Source organism: Saccharopolyspora sp. ID03-671 (assembly GCF_045278815.1).
Classification (GTDB): Bacteria; Actinomycetota; Actinomycetes; order Mycobacteriales; family Pseudonocardiaceae; genus Saccharopolyspora; species Saccharopolyspora ipomoeae.
On the sequence record NZ_CP134054.1, the window covers coordinates 247,126 to 264,202 of the forward strand.

The following is a 17,077-nucleotide window of genomic DNA, read 5'->3' on the forward strand; positions in this document are numbered from 1 at the left end:
GTACCCTAAAGCCGTCCTGCTCCAGGAGCCGCGAAGCCCCGGGCGCCCCGGATCACGGCTGTGAGGGCGACGTGGCCGACGGGGTGCGCCACTGGTGGTCCGGGAGGAAGTGCACGTCGTAGTGCTCGCCGGCGGTGCCGAACCTGTGCGGCTCCGGGACGACCGGTTCCGCGGGGAGCCCTGGTTCGTCGGTGGGGGTGCCCAGGTTCTCGAAGAAGCGCTCGAACGTGCCGCTCGGTCCGGCCGCGACGCCGACGATGCGGCTGTGGTGGCGCTCGATCCGGTAGGCGTGCGGGCAGTTCTTCGGGACGAACCCGAAATCGCCCGAGGTGAGCAGCTTCTCGTGCTGCTCGCCGCCGATCTCCTCGACGAACAGCCGGATCGCGCCGTCGGTGACGAAGAAGACCTCGTAGGTGTCGGGGTGGGAATGCGCGGGGATGATGTCGCCGCGCGGGCCCTCGCAGGTGAAGAAGTTGAACGTGTTCTCGGTCTGCTCACCACCGGCGTAGATCGTGATCAGGTCCCCGAACAGGTGCGCGCGGTCGCCCTGTCCCTTCTCGATGAAGTAGGGGACCCCCGGCTCCGGCGGGATCTGCGAACGGTTCCGGTAGGGCGTGGCGAACTCGATGGTCATAACGTCAAGGTACCTGACAATGTGCGAGGCGTGCACCACTCGCGCACCGAGCGTCATGGGATCGTGGTTTTATGAACGACACCCCGGCGAACGTGCCGCAGCTGCTGGCCTCCGCCAAGCGCTGGTTCGACGACGCCCTGGACCAGAGCATGCGGGACTCCGGCGAGCAGCCGGTCACCGTCGCGCAGGCGGCGGTGTTCGCCAACCTCGACGCCCGCGGCACGTCGGTCGCTGAGCTGGCCCGGCGCATCGGCACCACTCGGCAGTCGGTCCACCAGGCCGTCCACGGGCTCATCGCGATCGGCCTGCTCGAACAGGTCGACGACCCCACCTCGGCCCGCAGCCGCCTGGTCCGCGTCACCGACGAGGGGCACCGGGTGCACAGCAAGGCGCTGAGCACCATCGACGCCATCGAACGCGAGCTCGCCACTCGCATCGGCGAGGACGCCGTCACCGCCCTGCGCACCGCCCTCGACCAGCCCTGGGGAGGCCCGCCGCTCATCCGCTGAGGTGACGAGGAGGTTCCGCGAACCGCTGCGGGACGGCACCATTGAGCCACCACCACCGCGCAGGGGCGGTTCGGCCGCCTCCGGCGCAGTTCCCGAGGAGGCTGGCATGGCCGAGTTCCCGCCCATCGCGCACGTGGCGGTCACGGTGTCCGATCTGCAGCGCAGCACGCGCTGGTACCGGGCTCTGTTCGGGTCCGAACCGGTCCTCGACGAGGACGAGACCACCGGCGGCTTCCACCACACGGTGTTCGCCCTGGCCAACGGACAGCTGTTCGGCCTGCACGCCCACCCGGGCGGCAGTGAGTGCGCGTTCGACGAGCGCCGCCCGGGACTGGACCACGTCGCCTTCGCCTGCCGCGACCGAGGTGAGCTGGAGGGCTGGTGCCACCGGCTCGACGACCTCGACATCCAGCACGGCGGCATCGTCGACGCCCACTACGGTTCCGGCGTCCAGTTCCGCGACCCCGACCACATCGCGCTGGAGTTCTTCGCCCCACCGGGCTGACCGGGGAGGGCCCCGCGGGCAGGGCGCTCCCCGGTGCCGCGGTCAGGCGGGGAGCGCCGAGTAGCCGGAGGCGTCGCCGACGCGGGTCTCGCTGTGTCGGCCGTCCAGCGACACCGGCACGTCACCCGCGACGGTCACGCGGTGCATCTTGCGGGCCAGGTCGTCGTAGTCGGCGACCGCGTAGTGCTGGGTCGTGCGGTTGTCCCAGATCGCCACGTCACCGGGCTGCCACTGCCAGCGCGCGGTGTTCTCCAAGCTCGTCACCCGGTCCTGCAGCAGCCGGAACAGCGCCTGCGACTCCGCGCTGCGCAGACCCACGAACCGCTTCACGAAGTGCCCGAGCAGCAGGGCCCTCTCGCCGGTCTCCGGGTGCACCCGCACCACCGGGTGCTCGGTCTCGTAGAGGTCCGAGACGAACTCCTTGCGGTGCGTCTGCTGCTTGACGTCCACCCCGCCGGTCCGGGTCTCGTCGACCCGGGCGGCGTAGTCGTAGTCGTTGGTGTGCACCGCCCACAGCTCGTCGACCAGGGCCTTCAGCGGCTCCGGGAGGTCCTCGTAGGCGGCGGCCGTGTTGGCCCAGGTGGTGCTGCCGCCGTAGGCCGGAAGCTGCACCGCGCGCAGCACGCTGATCGCCGGCACCCGGTCGACGAAGGTGACGTCGGTGTGCCAGCTGTTGGCCTTCCCGTAGTCGGAGTCGATCGGCAGGATGTTGCCGATCGCGCGGCTGCGGGTCGTCGGGTGCGCGAGCGTGAGATCGCCCAGCAGCGAGGCGAACTCCTGCTGCGAGGTCTCGTCGAGGTGGTGCTGGCCGCGGAAGAACACGACCTTGTGCGCCAGCAGCGCCGAGCGGATCCCGGCCACGGTGGATTCGTCGAGGTCACCGCCCAGGCGCACGCCGTCGATGCGGGCGCCGATGCGGGCGCCCAGCTTGACGACGTCGACGGCGGTCTTCTGCTGCGGGATAGCGGTCATGACGGTTTCTCCTTCATCGGTGCGGAATCGGCGCGGGTGCGCGCCGATCGGTCAGCTGCGCCAACGCGACAGGCGGCGCTCGACGGTGGTGAGGGCGTGGTTGAACGCGATGCCCAGCAGCGAGATCGTGACGATCCCGGCGTACATCTGCGGGACCTCGAAGTTGTACTGGGCGGCGTTGATCAGGTAGCCGAGACCGGCCTTGGCGCCGACCATCTCGGCGGCCACCAGCACCAGGATCGATCCGGCGGCGGCCAGCCGGATGCCGGTGAACACGGTCGGGACCGAGGCGGGCAGCACGATCTTGCCGAACACCGCCGCCGAGCCGAACCCGAGCGAGCGGGCCGACTTGATCAGCAGCGGGTCGACGGTGCGCACGGCGCTGATGGTGTTGAGCAGGATCGGCCACACGCAGGCGAACACGATCAGCGAGATCTTCGAGGTCTCGCCCAGGCCGAGCAGCAGCACGAACACCGGCAGCAGCGCCAGCGCGGCGGTGTTGCGGAAGACCTCCAGCAGCGGGGTCAGCAGCTCGTCGGCCGTGCGGTACCACCCGATGACGAGTCCCAGCGGGACCGCGATCAGCAGTGCGATGGCGAAACCGCTCAGCGCGCGGGCCAGGCTCGCGCCCAGGTTCTCCCACAGCTGACCGTCGAGGGCCAGCTCCAGCCAGGTGGTCGCGACCCGGCTGGCCGGAGGCAGGAAGATGCTGTCCACCAGGCCGATCCGCGGCACCAGCTCCCACAGGGCGAGGAACGCCAGGATCGCGATGGAGGAACGCGCGGCTCGGCCCGCCCGCGCGCCGGTGGTGCCGGTGGTGGGTCGGGTCGGGGTGAGCGTGTCAGCCAACGCCGATCACCTCCGGGGCGGCGTGCAGCAGCGACCAGACCCGGTGCCGGTGCTCGGCGAACTCCGGCCGGCGCAGCGTGTCCTCGCGGCTGGTGCGCTCGGCGAGGTCGATGTCGACCGTGTCCTGGACACGCCCGGGCCGGGAGGTGAGGACGGTGACCTTGCGCCCCAGGTAGACGGCCTCGTCGATGTCGTGGGTGATGAACACGATCGTCTTGCGGGTGCGCCGCCAGATGCCCAGCAGCTCCTCCTGCAACCGCTCGCGGGTCTGCGCGTCGAGGGCGCCGAACGGCTCGTCCATCAGCAGCACGTCGGGGTCGAAGGCCAGGCTGCGCGCGATGGCCACGCGTTGGCGCATCCCGCCGGAGAGCTGGTGCGGGTAGTGCCCGGCGAACTCGGAGAGCCCCACCAGGTCGAGGTATTCGCGCGCCCGCTCGCGCCGCTGGGCCCGCGGAGCGGAGTTGGCCTCCAACCCGAGCTCGACGTTGGCCTGCGCGGTGCGCCACGGCAGCAGCGCGTACTGCTGGAACACCACGCCCCGGTTCAGGCCGGGACCGGTGACCGGTTTGCCGCCGATGCGGATCTGCCCGCGCGTGGGGGAGTCAAGCCCGGCGAGCAGGTCCAGCAGCGTGGACTTGCCCGATCCGCTGGGACCGACGATGACGGCCAGCTCGCCGGAGGCGATGTGCAGGTCGATGCCGTCGAGAGCGGTGATCTCGGAGTCGCGTCCCCGGAAGGACCGGGTGACGCCGTCGAGGACGATGTCTGTCATGGATGCCTCTTCATCTCAGGCGAACGGGTTGAACGCGTTGGTGTAGGTGCGGGAGACGTCGACGGAACCGGGCTCGATGACCCCGGACTCGACGAGCCGGTCCAGCCAGATCGAGAACTCGCGGGCGGCGATCACCCCGCCTGGCCCGGCGACCCCGCTGGAACGCCAGTAGGCGGCGGTCTTGGTGTCCTCGTTGCGGCCGCGCCGCCGGATGATGTCGGTGAACCGCGCGACGACCTCCGGGTACGGCCTGGTCTGCGACCAGCGCACCGCCTGCGCGATGCCGCCGACCAGCGTTCGGGTGGTGGTCGGGTTGGCGGCGATGAACTCCTCGCGCAGCACGTAGCAGCCCGCGCTGAAGGCTCCCAGCAGTTCGAAGTCGGTGAACAGCGGCCGGATCCCGCCGCGCGCCTTGGCCTTCTCCGAAATCGCGCCGGTCATCGTCGACACGTCGAGCTGACCGGATCGCAGCGCCTGCTCCGAGCTCACCGGCGGCACCACCACCGGCTGCACGTTGCGGATCTCGGCATCGGTGAAACCGTTGCGGCGCAGGTAGATTCCCAGCACGTCCTGGTGGTGGGCGCCGACGGTGTTCATCCCGACCGCCGCGCCGCGCAGGTCGGCGGGCCCGCGCAGCGGGCTGTCGTCGAGCACGAAGTACCCGGCGTTGCTCAGCGCGTCCGAGCCGTAGTAGGAGACCACCGCGCGGATCGGGGCACCGGCGGCCACCAGCCGCAGGACGGAGCCGTTGAACGCGCCACCGATGTCGACATCGCCGGTGACGGCGGCCTGGATGTCCTGCGGGCCGCTGGTGGTGTTGCCGATCCACTCCAGGCGGAGATCGCCGAGCAGGCCGAGATCGGCGGCGAGTTCGGGGAAGGTGACCTGGCCGGACCAGCCCTGGTAGCGCACCACCCCCGTCTCGCCGCGCGGGGCGGCGGAGGAGGAAGCGCACCCGCTGAGGAGGGTCGCGGCGGGTAATGCGGACAGACCGAGGCGCAGGAGATCGCGACGTCCCAGGGGACGCCGTGTCGAGGAAGGCACAGCTGGGGAACCCGTCTTCTAGGGGACCGGGAGCGGGCGCGACGCATCAGCGCCGCGTAAAGCGGTGTGGTGAGGGGGAGAACGCCGCGGAGTCGGATCGGCGGCGGTGAGAGGTCAGCGACAGCGGGCGCTGGCGACGCGGAGGCAGTCCACGTAGCGGCGCTCGACGAGAGCGGTGTTCGCTGGCATGCCCTCGATAGAACCAGCGGCCGCGCGAGGGTGTCAATCACGGACCCGGTCTATCCCGCAAGGCGGGATGCGATCCCATATTGCTGGTTCGGCAAAGAACTTTGCCGGATGGCGGAGTGGTCGGGCACTGTGGTGCCTGGAGGTGGTCGGAGATGGCAGAACAGGGCCTGACCAGGTATGACGTGATCGTCGTGGGAGGTGGCGCGGCGGGGTTGAACGCCGCGCTGATGCTCGGGCGTGCCCGTCGCAGCGTGCTCGTCGTCGACGGGGAGGAGCCGCGCAACGCTCCCGCCGCGCACATGCACGGGTTCCTCTCGCGGGACGGTGCCGCGCCCGGGGACGTGCTGGCGGCCGGGCGGCGCGAGGTCACCGGGTACGGGGGGAATATCGTTGCGGGGCAGGTGATCGGCGCGGCGCGAGGGATCGGGGTTCGCGGTCGAGCTGGCCGACGGGGCTCGGGTGAGCGCGCGGCGACTGCTGCTCGCGACGGGGCTGCGCGACGAGCTGCCCGACGTGCCGGGCGTGGCCGCGCGGTGGGGGCGCGACGTGCTGCACTGCCCGTACTGCCACGGCTGGGAGTTCCGCGACCAGCCGATCGGCGTGCTGGCGACGAGCCCGATGAGCGTCCACCAGGCGCTGCTGTTCCGGCAGTGGAGCGACCGGATCACGCTGCTGCTCAACGGGTCTGAGGGGCCCGGCGAGGAGGAGGCGGCGAAGCTCGCCGCGCGCGGCGTCGAGGTCGTGCCCGAGCGCGTCGAGGGCCTGGAGGTCGTCGGCGACGAGCTCACCGGGGTCCGGCTCGCGGGCGGGCGCGTGGTGCCGCTGCGGGCGGTGGCCGTCGCGCCGCGCATGGTCGCGCGCTCCGAGCTCGCCGCCGGGCTCGGCCTGGAACCCGTCGCGCACCCCAGCGGGGGCGAGGTGCTGCCTGCCGACGCCGACGGGCGGACCGCGATCCCGGGCGTGTGGGTCGCGGGCAACAGCGCAGACCTGCGCGCCACCGTCGTCGTCGCCGCGGCCGCCGGGGCGCAGGCAGGAGGCATGATCAACGCTGAGCTGGTCGAGGAGGAGACCGCCCGAGCCGTCGCGGCGGCCGCCTTCTCACCGGAGAACGAGAACCGGACCTGCGAGGTCGCGATGGGGGAGCGGCGCCACGGACTGCCGAACGAGGAGGAATCGCGCATGAGCGCGCAGGAGTGGGACGAGCGCTACGGCGGCCAGGAGCGCCTGTTCAGCGACAACCCCAACGACGCCCTGGTGGCCGAGATCGCCGGGACGGCACCTGGCCAGGCCCTCGACGTCGGCTGCGGGGAAGGGGGAGACGCGATCTGGCTGGCCCGCCAGGGCTGGAAGGTCACCGCCACCGACATCTCCCGCGTCGCGGTGGAACGCGGCGCGAAGATCGCCGCCGACACCGCGCCCGAGGTCGCCGACGACATCGCCTGGGTGCGGGCGGATCTGGCCGTCGAACACCCGCCGGCCCGCTCGTTCGACCTCGTCTCGGCGCAGTACTTCGCGCTGAAGAAGGACCGGGGCGAGGAACCGCTGCGCGCACTGCTCGCCGCCGTCGCCCCCGGCGGGGTGCTGCTCTACGTCGGGCACGACCCGGCCGGGTTCCCGCCCGACGCCGAGTTCGACCCCGCCGAGTACGTGCTGCCCGGCGACGTGGCCAAGCTCCTCGACGGCGACTGGCAGGTCGAGGTCGACGAGATCCGGCCGCGCACGGGCGAGGGCAAGCAGGACCACCCGCACGACGTCGTGCTCAAGGCCCGACGGGTGCGGTGATCCTCACGTCGAGCGAAGCAAGTCCCTAGGAGACGTTGCGCAGGTTCGTGCCGGAGCGCCAGACCTCGGCGACCTCGTGGATCGGGAGGTCCAGGGCGTCGCAGAGGCCCACGACCGTGCCGAACGCCGGGGTCGGCAGCCTGCCGGACTCGATCTTGCGCAGCGTCTCCGGGGAGATCCCGGCCGCGCGGGCGGTCTCGACGAGGTCGCGGCCCGCTCGCGCGTCCCGCAGCATCTTGCCGACGCGCGCACCGGACTCGACCTGATCGGGGGTGAGGGGAAGGCGTACCACGAGGGGAAGGCTACGGTGGTATTAAAATACCCGCAAGTGCTAGCGTGGTATTAAAATACCCTCAGCAGCGAAGAAGTCGTGGGAGTGCACGTGATCGAGCTCAAGACGCCGGCCGAGATCGACAAGATGGCCGTCACCGGCGCGTTCGTCGCCGAGACGCTCGCCGCGGTCGGCGAGCGGGCCGACGTCGGCGTCAACTTGATGGACCTCGAACACCACGTGCGGGAGCGCATCCGGGACCGCGGTGCCGACTCCTGCTACTGGGACTACGCGCCGTCCTTCGGCGAGGGGCCGTTCCGCAACGTCATCTGCCTGTCGGTCAACGACGCCGTGCTGCACGGCAAGCCGCACGACTACGTGCTGCGCGACGGCGACGTGCTCACCGCCGACTTCGCGGTCGGCATCGACGGCTGGGTCGCCGACGCCGCGCGCACCTTCATCGTCGGCACCGAGCGGGCCGAGGACCGCAGGCTCGTGCGCTCCACCGAGGAGGCCCTGGAGGCCGCGATCGGCGTCGCCGAGCCCGGCAACCGGATCGGCGACATCTCCGCGGCGATCGAGGCCGTGGCCAAGGACTACGGCTACCCGGTCAACACCGAGTTCGGCGGGCACGGCCTCGGCCGCACCATGCACGAGGCGCCGCACATCTCCAACAAGGGCAAGCCCGGCCGCGGCCTCAAGCTGCAGCCGGGGCTGACGATCGCGATCGAGCCGTGGTTCGCGCGGACCACCGCGCGCATCGTCACCGACCCGGACGGCTGGACGCTGCGCTCGGCGGACGGTTCCAACACCGCGCACTCCGAGCACACCGTGGCCATCACGTCCGACGGGGCCCGGATCCTGACCCAGGCGTGACCACTCGCCGTGATGATCGACTTGGGCGCTTTGATCTGTTCGTGAATTCCGTCCGGATCGGATCTCGCGGCATGTCACCGCGCGTGGTGGTCTCGGCTGGTCTCTCGTGCTTGCGGGCAGGTCGGATACTCCGAACGGGTTGCGTGTGATCGGTCGATGTTCGGGTAGCGTTCATGATCGTGGCGGGCGTGATCATGTCGACCGGGGGCGGGTTCCCGCGCGGAGCCGCGCCCTGATGTACCGCCCGCATCCCTTCAGCTGGGTGCCCGCCGAGGGCCAGCGCCACGCCACCACCGACCGCAAGCCGCGGCACGGCTACGACGGCGTCGAAGTCCGCACGCTCTGCCTGAAGAAGGTCACCGTCGACAACTCCGAGATCGGCTGGCTGTGGCCGACCTGCCCGTCGTGCAACACCGGAGCCCACGAGCTCGCCGGAGTCCCCGAGGCGGGCGAGACCGAGGAATGACGACGCCGGCCCCGCTTCCGAGCAGCGGGACCGGCGTCGGTCTTCTACCTGGGCGGCGTTCGACCTGCGGGGGTGCGGTCAGCGCAGGGTGCGGTGGAACAGCTCCAGCAGCGCGGCCCAGTGGCGTTCCGCGCCTTCCTCGTCGTAGGCGGCGGTGTCGGCCTGGGTGTAGCCGTGCGGCGCGCCCTCGTAGACCTCGGTGCGGAAGCGCACGCCCGCGTCGGTGAGCGCCTTGTCGAGCCGCTCGATCTGCTCCGGCGGCAGCGCGTGGTCCTGGTCGGCGTGGCCGAAGTACAGCTCGGCGGTGACCCGGTCGGCGACCAGGTGCGGGCTGTCGGGTTCCTCGGTGGCCAGGTTGCCGCCGTGGAAACCGCCCAGCGCCGCGACCCGCTCCGGGTAGGCCCCGGCGGTGCGCAAACCCACCACCGCGCCCATGCAGTACCCGGTGACGCCGACCGGCTCACCGGTGGTCAGCGGGCTGTCGGCGAGCCACCGCAGGTAGGCGCCCGCGTCGCGCATCGCCGACTCCGGCGTGAGCTGCTGCATGATCGGGCCGATGGTCTGGAAGATCTCCGGACGAGCGCCCGGGTCGATGAACTCCGGCAGCTCGAACACCGGCGTCCGGCCCGCCCGGTAGAACAGGTTGGGCACCAGCACGGTGAAGCCCTCGGCGGCCAGCCGGTCGGCCATGCCGTTGAGGTGCGGGCGCAGGCCGAAGGCGTCCATGTAGAACAGCACGGCGGGATGCTTCCCGTCGCCTTCCGGGTGCGTCAGGTACGCATCGGCCACACCGTCCGGCGTGGTGATGTCCACCGTGGTCCCGCGTACGGCAGTCATGGGCGCTGTCCCTCCTCATGTGGTTGCGACTGGTTCGATCTAAACACCTGTTCACCCGCCCCGACGAACGGGGACCGGCGCGTGTGCGGAATGCCGGATCTGCCGCTCGTGCAGGTCAAGGCCACCCGTTCGCGGGTTGCGCGGCCCGGCGGAGGCCGATAGCCAGGTGGGAGAACCCCTCACCTCCCAGGGAGCGCCCGCATGGCCGTGCTCGCAGTCGCCACCGACGCCGAAGAGCTCACGCTGACCGTCACCGCGCAGTTCGACGCACCGGTGCCGCGGGTGTGGCAGGTGTGGGCCGAGCCGCGCAACCTCGAACGCTGGTGGGGGCCGCCCGCGCGGTCGGTGACCTTCGACCGCTACGACTTCCGGCCCGGCGGCGAGGCCCGCTACCGCGTGCGGGCTCCCGACGGGTCGTGCTCGCGCGGCTGGTGGCAGATCTGCGCGATCGACGCGCCGCACCGGCTGGAGTTCGAGGACGGCGTGGCCGACGAGAACGGCGTCTGCGCAACGGGTTTCGGCGTCACCCACGCCAAGATGACCCTGGAGGAGCGCGGCGGGGGTGCTCGCATGGTGCTGCTGCGGACCTTCGCCTCCGTCGACCAGCTCGACCAGCAGGTCTCGATGGGCGTGGCCGAAGGAGCCCGCCGCGCGGTGGGCCGGATCGACGCGCTGCTGGGTTGATCAGCGGTTCCAGGCTTGGTTGACCGCGTTGATGATGTGCTGGTACCCGGTGCAGCGGCAGAGGTTGCCGCCCAGCAGGTTTCGGATGTCGGCGTCGGTGGGGTGGTCGTCGGGGTCTGCTGCGGCGAGGGTGAGCAGCAGGCCCGGTGTGCAGAAGCCGCATTGCAGGGCGTGGTGGTCCGCGAAGGCCCGTTGCATCGGGGTGAGGCCGTCGTCGGGGGTGAGGCCCTCGACGGTGGTGATCTCGGCGCCGTCGGCTTGGACGGCGAGGGTGATGCAGGAGCGGGCGGGCTGGCCGTCGATGAGGATCGTGCACGCGCCGCAGACGCCGTGCTCGCAACCGACGTGGGTGCCGGTCAGGGCGAGGTCCTCGCGCAGGAGGTCGACGAGCAGACGCCGCGCCGGGACGGTCCGGCGGTGCGTGCGGCCGTTGACGGTGACCGTGATGTCGCTGGTGGGGGAGGGGTTGTCAGGCATGGGCGCTCTGCTCCAGGGCTCGCCGGGTGGCCGCGCGCAGGGCGGCGCGGCGGGTGTCGGCATCGGCGTGGACGTCCTCGGGCGGGTCCACCGACTCGGCGGCGGTCGCTGCGGCGGCTTCGACGGATTCGGTGCTCAGCGGCCGGTCCAGCAGGACCCGTTCGGCCTCGGGCAGTCGGCGGGCCGTGCCGCCGATGCCGAGCCCGGCCAGGCGGGCGCGCGTGACGACGCCGGAGTCGAGCGAGACGACGGCGGCGACCCCGGCAACGGCGAAATCCCCCGCACGCCGGGAGATCTCGGCGAAACCGCAGCGGGACCCCGGTGAGATCGGCCAGCGGGTCTCGGTGATGATCTCGCCCTGTTCCAGCGCCGTCTGGTACGGGGCCACGGCGAGCTCGGCGGCCGGGATCCGGCGCTGCCCGGACGGTCCGGTGGCGATCACCTCGGCGTCGAGAACCGCTGCCGCGGCGCTGAGTTCGGCCGCCGGGTCGGCGTGCGCCAGCGACCCGCCGATGGTGCCCCGGGTGCGGATCTGGTGGTGCCCGACGTGGCGCAGCGCCGCGACCAGCAGCGGGCAGCACTCGGCGACCAGCGGCGAGAGCTCGACCGCCCGCTGCCGGGCGGCCGCGCCGATCACCAGCACTCCGTCCTCGCGCGCCACCGCGCCCAAACCCGGCAGCCGGGCGATGTCGACGAGCGTGCTCGGCCGGGCCAGCCGGAAGTTCATCATCGGCACCAGGCTCTGCCCGCCCGCGAGCGGTCGGGCGTCCTCGTCGGCGGCCAGCAGCGCCACCGCCTCGGCGAGGGTGCCGGGCCGGGCGTAGTCGAACGGCGGCGGCTTCACGAGCGGGCCCCCTCGACGAGTCCCCGCACCACCGACGGCGTCAGCGGCGTCACGTCGACGCCGCTGACGCCCAGCGCGTGCTCGACCGCCCCGGCGATCGCCGCCGGGGCGCCGATGATCCCGGCCTCACCGGCGCCCTTGACGCCGAACGGCGTCTCCGGCGCGGGCCCGCCCAGCTCCTCCACGACCATCTCCGGCACCTCACCGGTCCCGGGCAGCAGGTACTCGGCGAAGGTGGTGGCCAGCGGTTGCCCGTCCTCGTAGGGCAGGTGCTCGTGGAGAGCGCCGCCGATGCCCTGCGCGACACCGCCGTGGATCTGGCCCGCCAGCGTCAACGGGTTGATCACCCGCCCGCAGTCGTGCACGACGGCGTAGCGCAGCACTTCCACCACGCCTGTCTCCGCATCGACCCGCACCACGGCCGCGTGCGTGGCGTTGGTGTAGCCGGCAGCGGCGTTCATCTTGCCGTCCGGGCGCGGCACGTGATCCAGCCCCGGCGGCTCGTAGACGGCCCGCGCCTCCAGGCCGGGATCGACGCCCGGCGGCAGCTCGAAGGTCCGGTTCAGCGCCGACTGCGCCACCCGCGACCAGGGCACCGCGCTGCCGGGGCTGCCGCGCACCTGGAACCGGCCGCCGGTGAGCTCCAGATCCTCGGGTGCGGCTTCGAGCAGGTGGGCGGCGATGTCGGTTCCCTTGCGCCGCAACACCTCCGCCGCGCGCTCGATGGCGCCGCCGGCGACCAGCGCGCCCCGGCTGGCCCAGCTGCCGAGCCCGAACGGCGCGGTGTCGGTGTCGCCCATGACGACCCGCACCTGCTCGATCGGGATCGTCAGCGCCTCGGCGACCAGCGTGGCGACCGTGGTGTGCGCGCCCTGGCCCATCGCCGACACCCCCACCGCGACGGTGACGCCGCCGTCGGCGTCGAAGCGGACGTCGGCGGAGTCCTGGCTGCTCCAGGTCCCGGTGATGGAGAACGTCGTCGACGCCACGCCTTCCACGTACGTCGCGTACCCGACGCCCAGCAGCGCAGCGGCACCGGCGTTCGTCCGTTCCTCGGCCAGCATCCGCTCGCCCAGCACCACTGCGCGCTCGAAGGCCTCCCGGTGCGTGCCGGACCGCAGCCGCGCACCGGCCGCGGTCTCGTAGGGCAGGTCCTGCGGGTCGAGGATCATCCGGCGCCGCAGCTCCAGCCGGTCCACGCCCACCTCGCGGGCGATCCGGTCCACCAGCCGCTCGATCGCGAACGTGCCCTCCGGGGCGCCGAAACCCCGGTAGCCGCCGGTCGGCGTCTTGTTGGTGACCACGCCCTGCACGGCGATGGCCTGCCGCGGGATCCGGTACGGACCGCACAGCGACCCCACCGACACCAGGCTCGGCCCGTACCCGGCTGGGAAGATCTCCCCGGAGCCGAGATCGGTCCGCACCCGCCCGCGCAGCGCGGCGATCGTGCCGTCCTCGCGCACCGCCGCCGACAGGCGGATGGTCGTGTCGCGCGCGTGCGTGGCGGCCACCAGGTGCTCGTGGCGGTCCTCGATCCAGCGCACCGGACGCCGCAACCGCATCGCCAGCCACGGGATCAGGTACTCCTCGGGGTAGATCTCGTTCTTCTGCCCGAAACCGCCGCCGACGTCGGGGGTGATGACCCGGATGTCGCGCTCCGGCAGGCCCAGCACCGCCGAGAGCATGCCGCGCACCACGAACGCCGCCTGCGTGGAAGTCCACACCGTCAACCGGTCGTCGCGGTACTCGGCGACCACGCCGCGCCCTTCGAGCGGCACCGCCGAATGCCGGCGGATCTCGTAGGTGCCGCTGACCGTCCGCAGCTCGGCGAACGCGGCGTCCACCTGCGCGGTGTCCGGTTCCACCGACAGCAGCAGGTTGTCGCCCCACTCCGGGTACAGCAGCGGCGCGTCGTCGGCGAGGGCCTGATCGGCGGTGCCGACCACCGGGAGCGGCTCCAGATCGGCGTCGACGAGCTCGGCGGCGTCCTCGGCCAGGTAGCGGTCGTCGGCGACGACCACGGCCAGCGGGCAGCCGACGTAGCGGACCCGGTCGCGGGCGAGCGGGACGTGCCCGACCGGCCGCACCCACGGCATCCGGTCCGGCACCGCGGCCAGATCCACCTCGGCACCGCCGAACACCGCGTGCACACCGGGGGATTCGGCCGCCGCGCCCGTGTCGATCCCGCGCACGCGCGCGTGCGGGACGTCGCTGCGCACGAACGCGGCCTCGACCACGCCCGGCAGCACGACGTCGGCGATGAACCGGCCGCGCCCGGTCAGCAGGCGGTCGTCCTCGATCCGGCGTGTCGACGCGCCCAGCAGCGTCGGACTCCCGTGTTCGCTCGTCTGCATCGCCCAGCCTCCCCAGCGCGCCGTGACGGCCGCCACAGCTCCCGGGGTAGCCTCCTGCAGCCCTTCGGGGGTGCGCAATCCGCCGTGTGGTGGGGGAGGCGGACGGTTTTAGTGAGAATCACCCATGATCGATGTCCGTTCTGCCCGGACGATGAGGGCTGAAACTGCCCCTTGCCTCAGCCGAGGGCCTTGGCGAGCCTCCGCAGGCCCTCGGTGATCGTGTCGGGGGAGAAGGTCGTGAACGACAGTCGCATCGTGGCGCGGTCCGGGTCGCCGACCTGGAACGCCGCACCGGGGACGAACGCGACGTCGTGGCGCAGCGCCTCCTGCAGCAGGTCGGCGGTGTCGACCTCGCCGGGCAGCCGCACCCACGCGAACATGCCGCCCTCGGGTTCGGTCCACGTCGTGCCCGGCGGGGTGATCTCGGCCAGGCCGCGCAGCAGCGCGTCCCGGCGCCCCCGGTAGGTCTCGCGCAGCACCCGCAGTCGAGCGTCGAGATCGGCGGTGGCCAGGTACTCGGCCGCAGCGGCCTGATCGATGGTGGAGGTGTGCAGGTCGGCGGCCTGCTTGAGGATCACCAGCTGCCGCAGCAGGTCGGCCGGAGCCCGCAGCCAGCCCACCCGCATCCCCGGCGAGACGACCTTGGAGAAGCTGCCCAGGTACAGCGAGCGCTCCGGGGCGCGCGCCGACAGCGGCGTCAGCGGCTCCCCGTCGTAGCGCAGCTCGTGGTACGGGTCGTCCTCGACGAGCCAGAACTCCCGCCGCCTCGCGATCTCGGCGATCCGGTCCCGGCGCTCGGCGCTGGTGGTCCGCCCGGTCGGGTTGGAGAACGTCGGCACGAGGTACAGCAGCGCCGGGTCCTCGCGCGCGGCGATCTCGTCGAGCGCGTCGGGATCGATGCCGCGCTCGTCGCCGGGCACGGGAACGATCCGTGCCTGCGCGAGCTGGAAGCACTGCACCGCCGAGAGGTAGACGGGCTCCTCGACCAGCACCACCGCACCCGGATCCAGCAGCGCCGAGGCGATCAGGCTCAGCCCCTGCTGGGAACCGGTGGTGATCAGCAGGTCGTCGTCCACTGTGGCCAGACCTCGGGCGGTGAGGCGCTGGGCGGCGATCTCCCGCAGCGCCGGGTCGCCCTCGGTCGGCGAGTACTGCAGCGTGCGGGCGGCGTCGGGTTCGGCCAGCGCCCGCGCGTAGGCGGCGCGCAGCCCGTCGGTGTCGAACAGCTCCGGCGCGGGCAGCCCACCGGCGAACGAGATCACGCCCGGACGGCGGGTCAGCGCGAGCAGGTCGCGCACCGGGGAACTGGTGAGGCCGTCCATCCGGCGAGCGCGGGCGAGTGCAGACATGGATGCTCCAGGAAGCGGGGGGAGGAGGGGATGCGGGGCGTCGGCCGCGGTGGTGCCGCTGGCGCGCCTCGCGCACTGGCCTCGCTGTTCGAGGAGCCTGCCGACACCCTAGATCACCGAACCCGCGCGGTCACCCGAATTTGGCGCGGCTCACCTGTCGGGCGACCCGAACGGACGCAGTGCGTAACGAAAGGAGTGCTTCCGGTTCGGAAACCGCCCCGGCGGTGCGACGATGCGATCACGCGAGCGATCCCGGAGGAACCTGCAGTGGCACTTCCCGTCCAGACCCGGATCGGACATCGCGCCCGGATCGGGTACTCGCTCGGTTCGCTGGTGACCGGCGCGTTCACCACGGTGCCCGGTCTGCTCCTGCTGCCGTACCTCACCGACACCCTCGCGGTGCCCGGCGCGATCGCGGGCGTGCTCGTGCTGCTGCCGAAGATGTGGGACGTGGTGTTCAACCCGATCGCCGGCAGGCTCTCGGACGCGAGCCTCGTGCGTCACGGCAGCAGGCGCCCGTTCCTGCTCTGCGGCGGCATCGGCGTGGCCGTGCTGTTCGCCGCGATCTTCGCCCACCCCGGGTTCGGGAGCACTGCGCTGGACGCCGGGTACGTGCTGGTGCTGTACCTGCTGTGCGCCACCGCGTTCGGGGTGTTCCAGGTGCCGTTCAACGCGCTGCCCGCCGAGCTCACCGACTCCTACGGCGAGCGCACCCGCATCACCAGCTGGCGGATGGGGTTCCTGGCGATCGCGGTGCTGCTCTCCGGAGGCGGTGCTCCCGCGCTCGTCCACGGCATCGGGGGAGCGGCCGGGTACCGGGTGATGGGCGCGTCCGTCGGGCTGGTGATCCTGCTGGGCGCGGTGCTCATGGTGCTGGGGTTGCGCGGCGCCCCGGTCGGGCGGCTGCGCCCGGGCGCGCAGAGCTGGCGGGAGCTGCTGGTGACGATGCGCCGGTGGCGCTCGTTCCGGACGCTGGTGCTGGTCTACACGCTCCAGGCGCTCGGGCTGGCGACGCTGCTGGCCGGCGTCAACTACGCCTCCCGCTACGTCTTCGGCGATCCCGGGGTGCAGACGTGGCTGTTCGTCGGGTTCGTCCTGCCCGCGCTGATGACGATGCCGCTGTGGCCCCGGGTCGGGCAGCGCTGGGGCAAGCTGTGGGGGTTCCGCGCCGCGTGCATCGCCTTCGGCGTGGCCGCCGCCGGGCTCGCCGCGGCGCTGGTGCTGCCGATCGGAGTGTCGTTCGTGTTCGTCGCCCTGGCGGGCGTCGGTTACGCGGGGATCCAGGTGTTCCCGCTGGCGATCATGCCGGACCTGATCACCGCCGAGGAGGAGCGCACCGGCGAAACCCGCGCCGGCATAGCCGCCGGGGTGTGGACCGGCTCGGAAACCCTCGGCATGGCGCTCGGGCCCGGCCTCTTCGGGCTCGTGCTCGGCCTGGGCGGCTACGTGTCCAGTGTGGACGCGGGCGTGGTGCAGCCGGACAGCGCCATCACCGCCATCCTGCTGGGCTTCTCCCTGCTCCCGGGCGTGCTCGTGATGCTGGGCCTACCGCTGCTGCGCCGCGAGGTCCTGGAGCCCTGAGAACCGCCAGGACGTGCTTCGCCCGGCGGAACCCGAGAGCGCCTTCGCGGTCTCGCCGCGCGGCGGTGGAACACGCCGGGTC

Annotated in this window: 18 protein-coding genes; 7 read left to right on the forward strand and 11 right to left on the reverse strand. The window is 72.2% G+C overall.

Going from position 1 to position 17,077, the window contains the following annotated elements:
- Positions 1 to 52 precede the first annotated feature (52 nt).
- Positions 53 to 634, reverse strand: coding sequence for a quercetin 2,3-dioxygenase (locus REH65_RS01195; RefSeq protein ID WP_406690874.1), 582 nt, complete (start codon positions 632 to 634; stop codon positions 53 to 55).
- A 71-nt stretch (positions 635 to 705) separates the two neighbouring features.
- Here REH65_RS01195 and REH65_RS01200 point away from each other — a divergent pair, with 71 nt between their 5' ends.
- Together REH65_RS01200 and REH65_RS01205 are read left to right on the forward strand one after the other, a co-directional pair.
- Positions 706 to 1,143 (forward strand): MarR family winged helix-turn-helix transcriptional regulator, encoded by a 438-nt coding sequence (locus REH65_RS01200; RefSeq protein ID WP_406690875.1) that lies wholly within the window; start codon positions 706 to 708, stop codon positions 1,141 to 1,143.
- 106 nt (positions 1,144 to 1,249) lie between these two features.
- Positions 1,250 to 1,648: a VOC family protein gene (locus tag REH65_RS01205; RefSeq protein ID WP_281454213.1), complete on the forward strand. Its 399-nt coding sequence runs from the start codon at positions 1,250 to 1,252 to the stop codon at positions 1,646 to 1,648.
- Positions 1,649 to 1,690: 42 nt separating this feature from the next.
- Here the strand turns inward: REH65_RS01205 and REH65_RS01210 are convergent, their stop codons facing one another.
- The 4 genes from REH65_RS01210 to REH65_RS01225 are packed head-to-tail and all read right to left on the reverse strand — an operon-like array spanning position 1,691 to position 5,156.
- Positions 1,691 to 2,620, reverse strand: a complete 930-nt coding sequence (locus REH65_RS01210) for a TauD/TfdA dioxygenase family protein (RefSeq protein ID WP_406690876.1) — start codon at positions 2,618 to 2,620, stop codon at positions 1,691 to 1,693.
- 51 nt (positions 2,621 to 2,671) lie between these two features.
- On the reverse strand, positions 2,672 to 3,469 hold the full coding sequence (locus REH65_RS01215) for an ABC transporter permease (protein ID WP_406690877.1): 798 nt from the start codon (positions 3,467 to 3,469) through the stop codon (positions 2,672 to 2,674).
- Complete coding sequence (locus REH65_RS01220; protein ID WP_406690878.1) at positions 3,462 to 4,241, reverse strand: ABC transporter ATP-binding protein; 780 nt, start codon at positions 4,239 to 4,241, stop codon at positions 3,462 to 3,464. Before REH65_RS01220 ends, REH65_RS01215 begins: the two co-directional genes overlap by 8 nt.
- A 15-nt stretch (positions 4,242 to 4,256) precedes the next feature.
- Complete coding sequence (locus REH65_RS01225; RefSeq protein WP_406690879.1) at positions 4,257 to 5,156, reverse strand: ABC transporter substrate-binding protein; 900 nt, start codon at positions 5,154 to 5,156, stop codon at positions 4,257 to 4,259.
- A gap of 777 nt (positions 5,157 to 5,933) precedes the next feature.
- On the opposite strand from REH65_RS01225, the gene REH65_RS01230 reads away from it, so the two are divergent.
- Positions 5,934 to 7,256, forward strand: coding sequence for a methyltransferase domain-containing protein (locus tag REH65_RS01230; protein WP_406690880.1), 1,323 nt, complete (start codon positions 5,934 to 5,936; stop codon positions 7,254 to 7,256).
- A gap of 25 nt (positions 7,257 to 7,281) precedes the next feature.
- Here REH65_RS01230 and REH65_RS01235 read toward each other — a convergent pair whose 3' ends face one another.
- On the reverse strand, positions 7,282 to 7,548 hold the full coding sequence (locus REH65_RS01235) for a helix-turn-helix domain-containing protein (protein WP_406690881.1): 267 nt from the start codon (positions 7,546 to 7,548) through the stop codon (positions 7,282 to 7,284).
- Positions 7,549 to 7,638: 90 nt separating this feature from the next.
- On the opposite strand from REH65_RS01235, the gene map reads away from it, so the two are divergent.
- Both map and REH65_RS01245 read left to right on the forward strand, forming a co-directional pair.
- On the forward strand, positions 7,639 to 8,403 hold the full coding sequence (gene map, locus REH65_RS01240; protein WP_406690882.1) for a type I methionyl aminopeptidase: 765 nt from the start codon (positions 7,639 to 7,641) through the stop codon (positions 8,401 to 8,403).
- A gap of 235 nt (positions 8,404 to 8,638) precedes the next feature.
- A complete protein-coding gene (locus tag REH65_RS01245) occupies positions 8,639 to 8,869 on the forward strand; it encodes a zinc finger protein (protein WP_281454220.1) in 231 nt (76 codons plus the stop codon).
- 78 nt (positions 8,870 to 8,947) lie between these two features.
- Here the strand turns inward: REH65_RS01245 and REH65_RS01250 are convergent, their stop codons facing one another.
- Positions 8,948 to 9,706, reverse strand: a complete 759-nt coding sequence (locus REH65_RS01250; protein WP_406690883.1) for a dienelactone hydrolase family protein — start codon at positions 9,704 to 9,706, stop codon at positions 8,948 to 8,950.
- 201 nt (positions 9,707 to 9,907) lie between these two features.
- Here REH65_RS01250 and REH65_RS01255 point away from each other — a divergent pair, with 201 nt between their 5' ends.
- Complete coding sequence (locus REH65_RS01255; RefSeq protein ID WP_406690884.1) at positions 9,908 to 10,390, forward strand: SRPBCC domain-containing protein; 483 nt, start codon at positions 9,908 to 9,910, stop codon at positions 10,388 to 10,390.
- Here REH65_RS01255 and REH65_RS01260 read toward each other — a convergent pair whose 3' ends face one another.
- From REH65_RS01260 to REH65_RS01275, 4 genes are all read right to left on the reverse strand, one after another.
- A complete protein-coding gene (locus tag REH65_RS01260; protein ID WP_406690885.1) occupies positions 10,391 to 10,867 on the reverse strand; it encodes a (2Fe-2S)-binding protein in 477 nt (158 codons plus the stop codon). It abuts the gene before it with no gap.
- On the reverse strand, positions 10,860 to 11,711 hold the full coding sequence (locus REH65_RS01265; protein ID WP_406690886.1) for an FAD binding domain-containing protein: 852 nt from the start codon (positions 11,709 to 11,711) through the stop codon (positions 10,860 to 10,862). Before REH65_RS01265 ends, REH65_RS01260 begins: the two co-directional genes overlap by 8 nt.
- A complete protein-coding gene (locus REH65_RS01270) occupies positions 11,708 to 14,065 on the reverse strand; it encodes a xanthine dehydrogenase family protein molybdopterin-binding subunit (protein WP_406690887.1) in 2,358 nt (785 codons plus the stop codon). Before REH65_RS01270 ends, REH65_RS01265 begins: the two co-directional genes overlap by 4 nt.
- 176 nt (positions 14,066 to 14,241) lie before the next feature.
- The gene (locus REH65_RS01275; RefSeq protein WP_406690888.1) at positions 14,242 to 15,414 is read right to left on the reverse strand and encodes a PLP-dependent aminotransferase family protein; all 1,173 of its coding nucleotides are present in this window, start codon (positions 15,412 to 15,414) and stop codon (positions 14,242 to 14,244) included.
- A gap of 267 nt (positions 15,415 to 15,681) precedes the next feature.
- On the opposite strand from REH65_RS01275, the gene REH65_RS01280 reads away from it, so the two are divergent.
- The gene (locus REH65_RS01280) at positions 15,682 to 16,995 is read left to right on the forward strand and encodes an MFS transporter (protein WP_406690889.1); all 1,314 of its coding nucleotides are present in this window, start codon (positions 15,682 to 15,684) and stop codon (positions 16,993 to 16,995) included.
- The last annotated feature ends 82 nt before the right edge of the window (positions 16,996 to 17,077 follow it).

Coding starts and splice junctions, on each gene's coding strand:
- REH65_RS01195 (WP_406690874.1), bottom strand. CDS start 634: ATGACCATCGAGTTCGCCACGCCCTACCGGAACCGTTCGCAGATCCCG.
- REH65_RS01200 (WP_406690875.1), top strand. CDS start 706: ATGAACGACACCCCGGCGAACGTGCCGCAGCTGCTGGCCTCCGCCAAG.
- REH65_RS01205 (WP_281454213.1), top strand. CDS start 1,250: ATGGCCGAGTTCCCGCCCATCGCGCACGTGGCGGTCACGGTGTCCGAT.
- REH65_RS01210 (WP_406690876.1), bottom strand. CDS start 2,620: ATGACCGCTATCCCGCAGCAGAAGACCGCCGTCGACGTCGTCAAGCTG.
- REH65_RS01220 (WP_406690878.1), bottom strand. CDS start 4,241: ATGACAGACATCGTCCTCGACGGCGTCACCCGGTCCTTCCGGGGACGC.
- REH65_RS01245 (WP_281454220.1), top strand. CDS start 8,639: ATGTACCGCCCGCATCCCTTCAGCTGGGTGCCCGCCGAGGGCCAGCGC.
- REH65_RS01250 (WP_406690883.1), bottom strand. CDS start 9,706: ATGACTGCCGTACGCGGGACCACGGTGGACATCACCACGCCGGACGGT.
- REH65_RS01255 (WP_406690884.1), top strand. CDS start 9,908: ATGGCCGTGCTCGCAGTCGCCACCGACGCCGAAGAGCTCACGCTGACC.
- REH65_RS01260 (WP_406690885.1), bottom strand. CDS start 10,867: ATGCCTGACAACCCCTCCCCCACCAGCGACATCACGGTCACCGTCAAC.
- REH65_RS01270 (WP_406690887.1), bottom strand. CDS start 14,065: ATGCAGACGAGCGAACACGGGAGTCCGACGCTGCTGGGCGCGTCGACA.
- REH65_RS01275 (WP_406690888.1), bottom strand. CDS start 15,414: ATGTCTGCACTCGCCCGCGCTCGCCGGATGGACGGCCTCACCAGTTCC.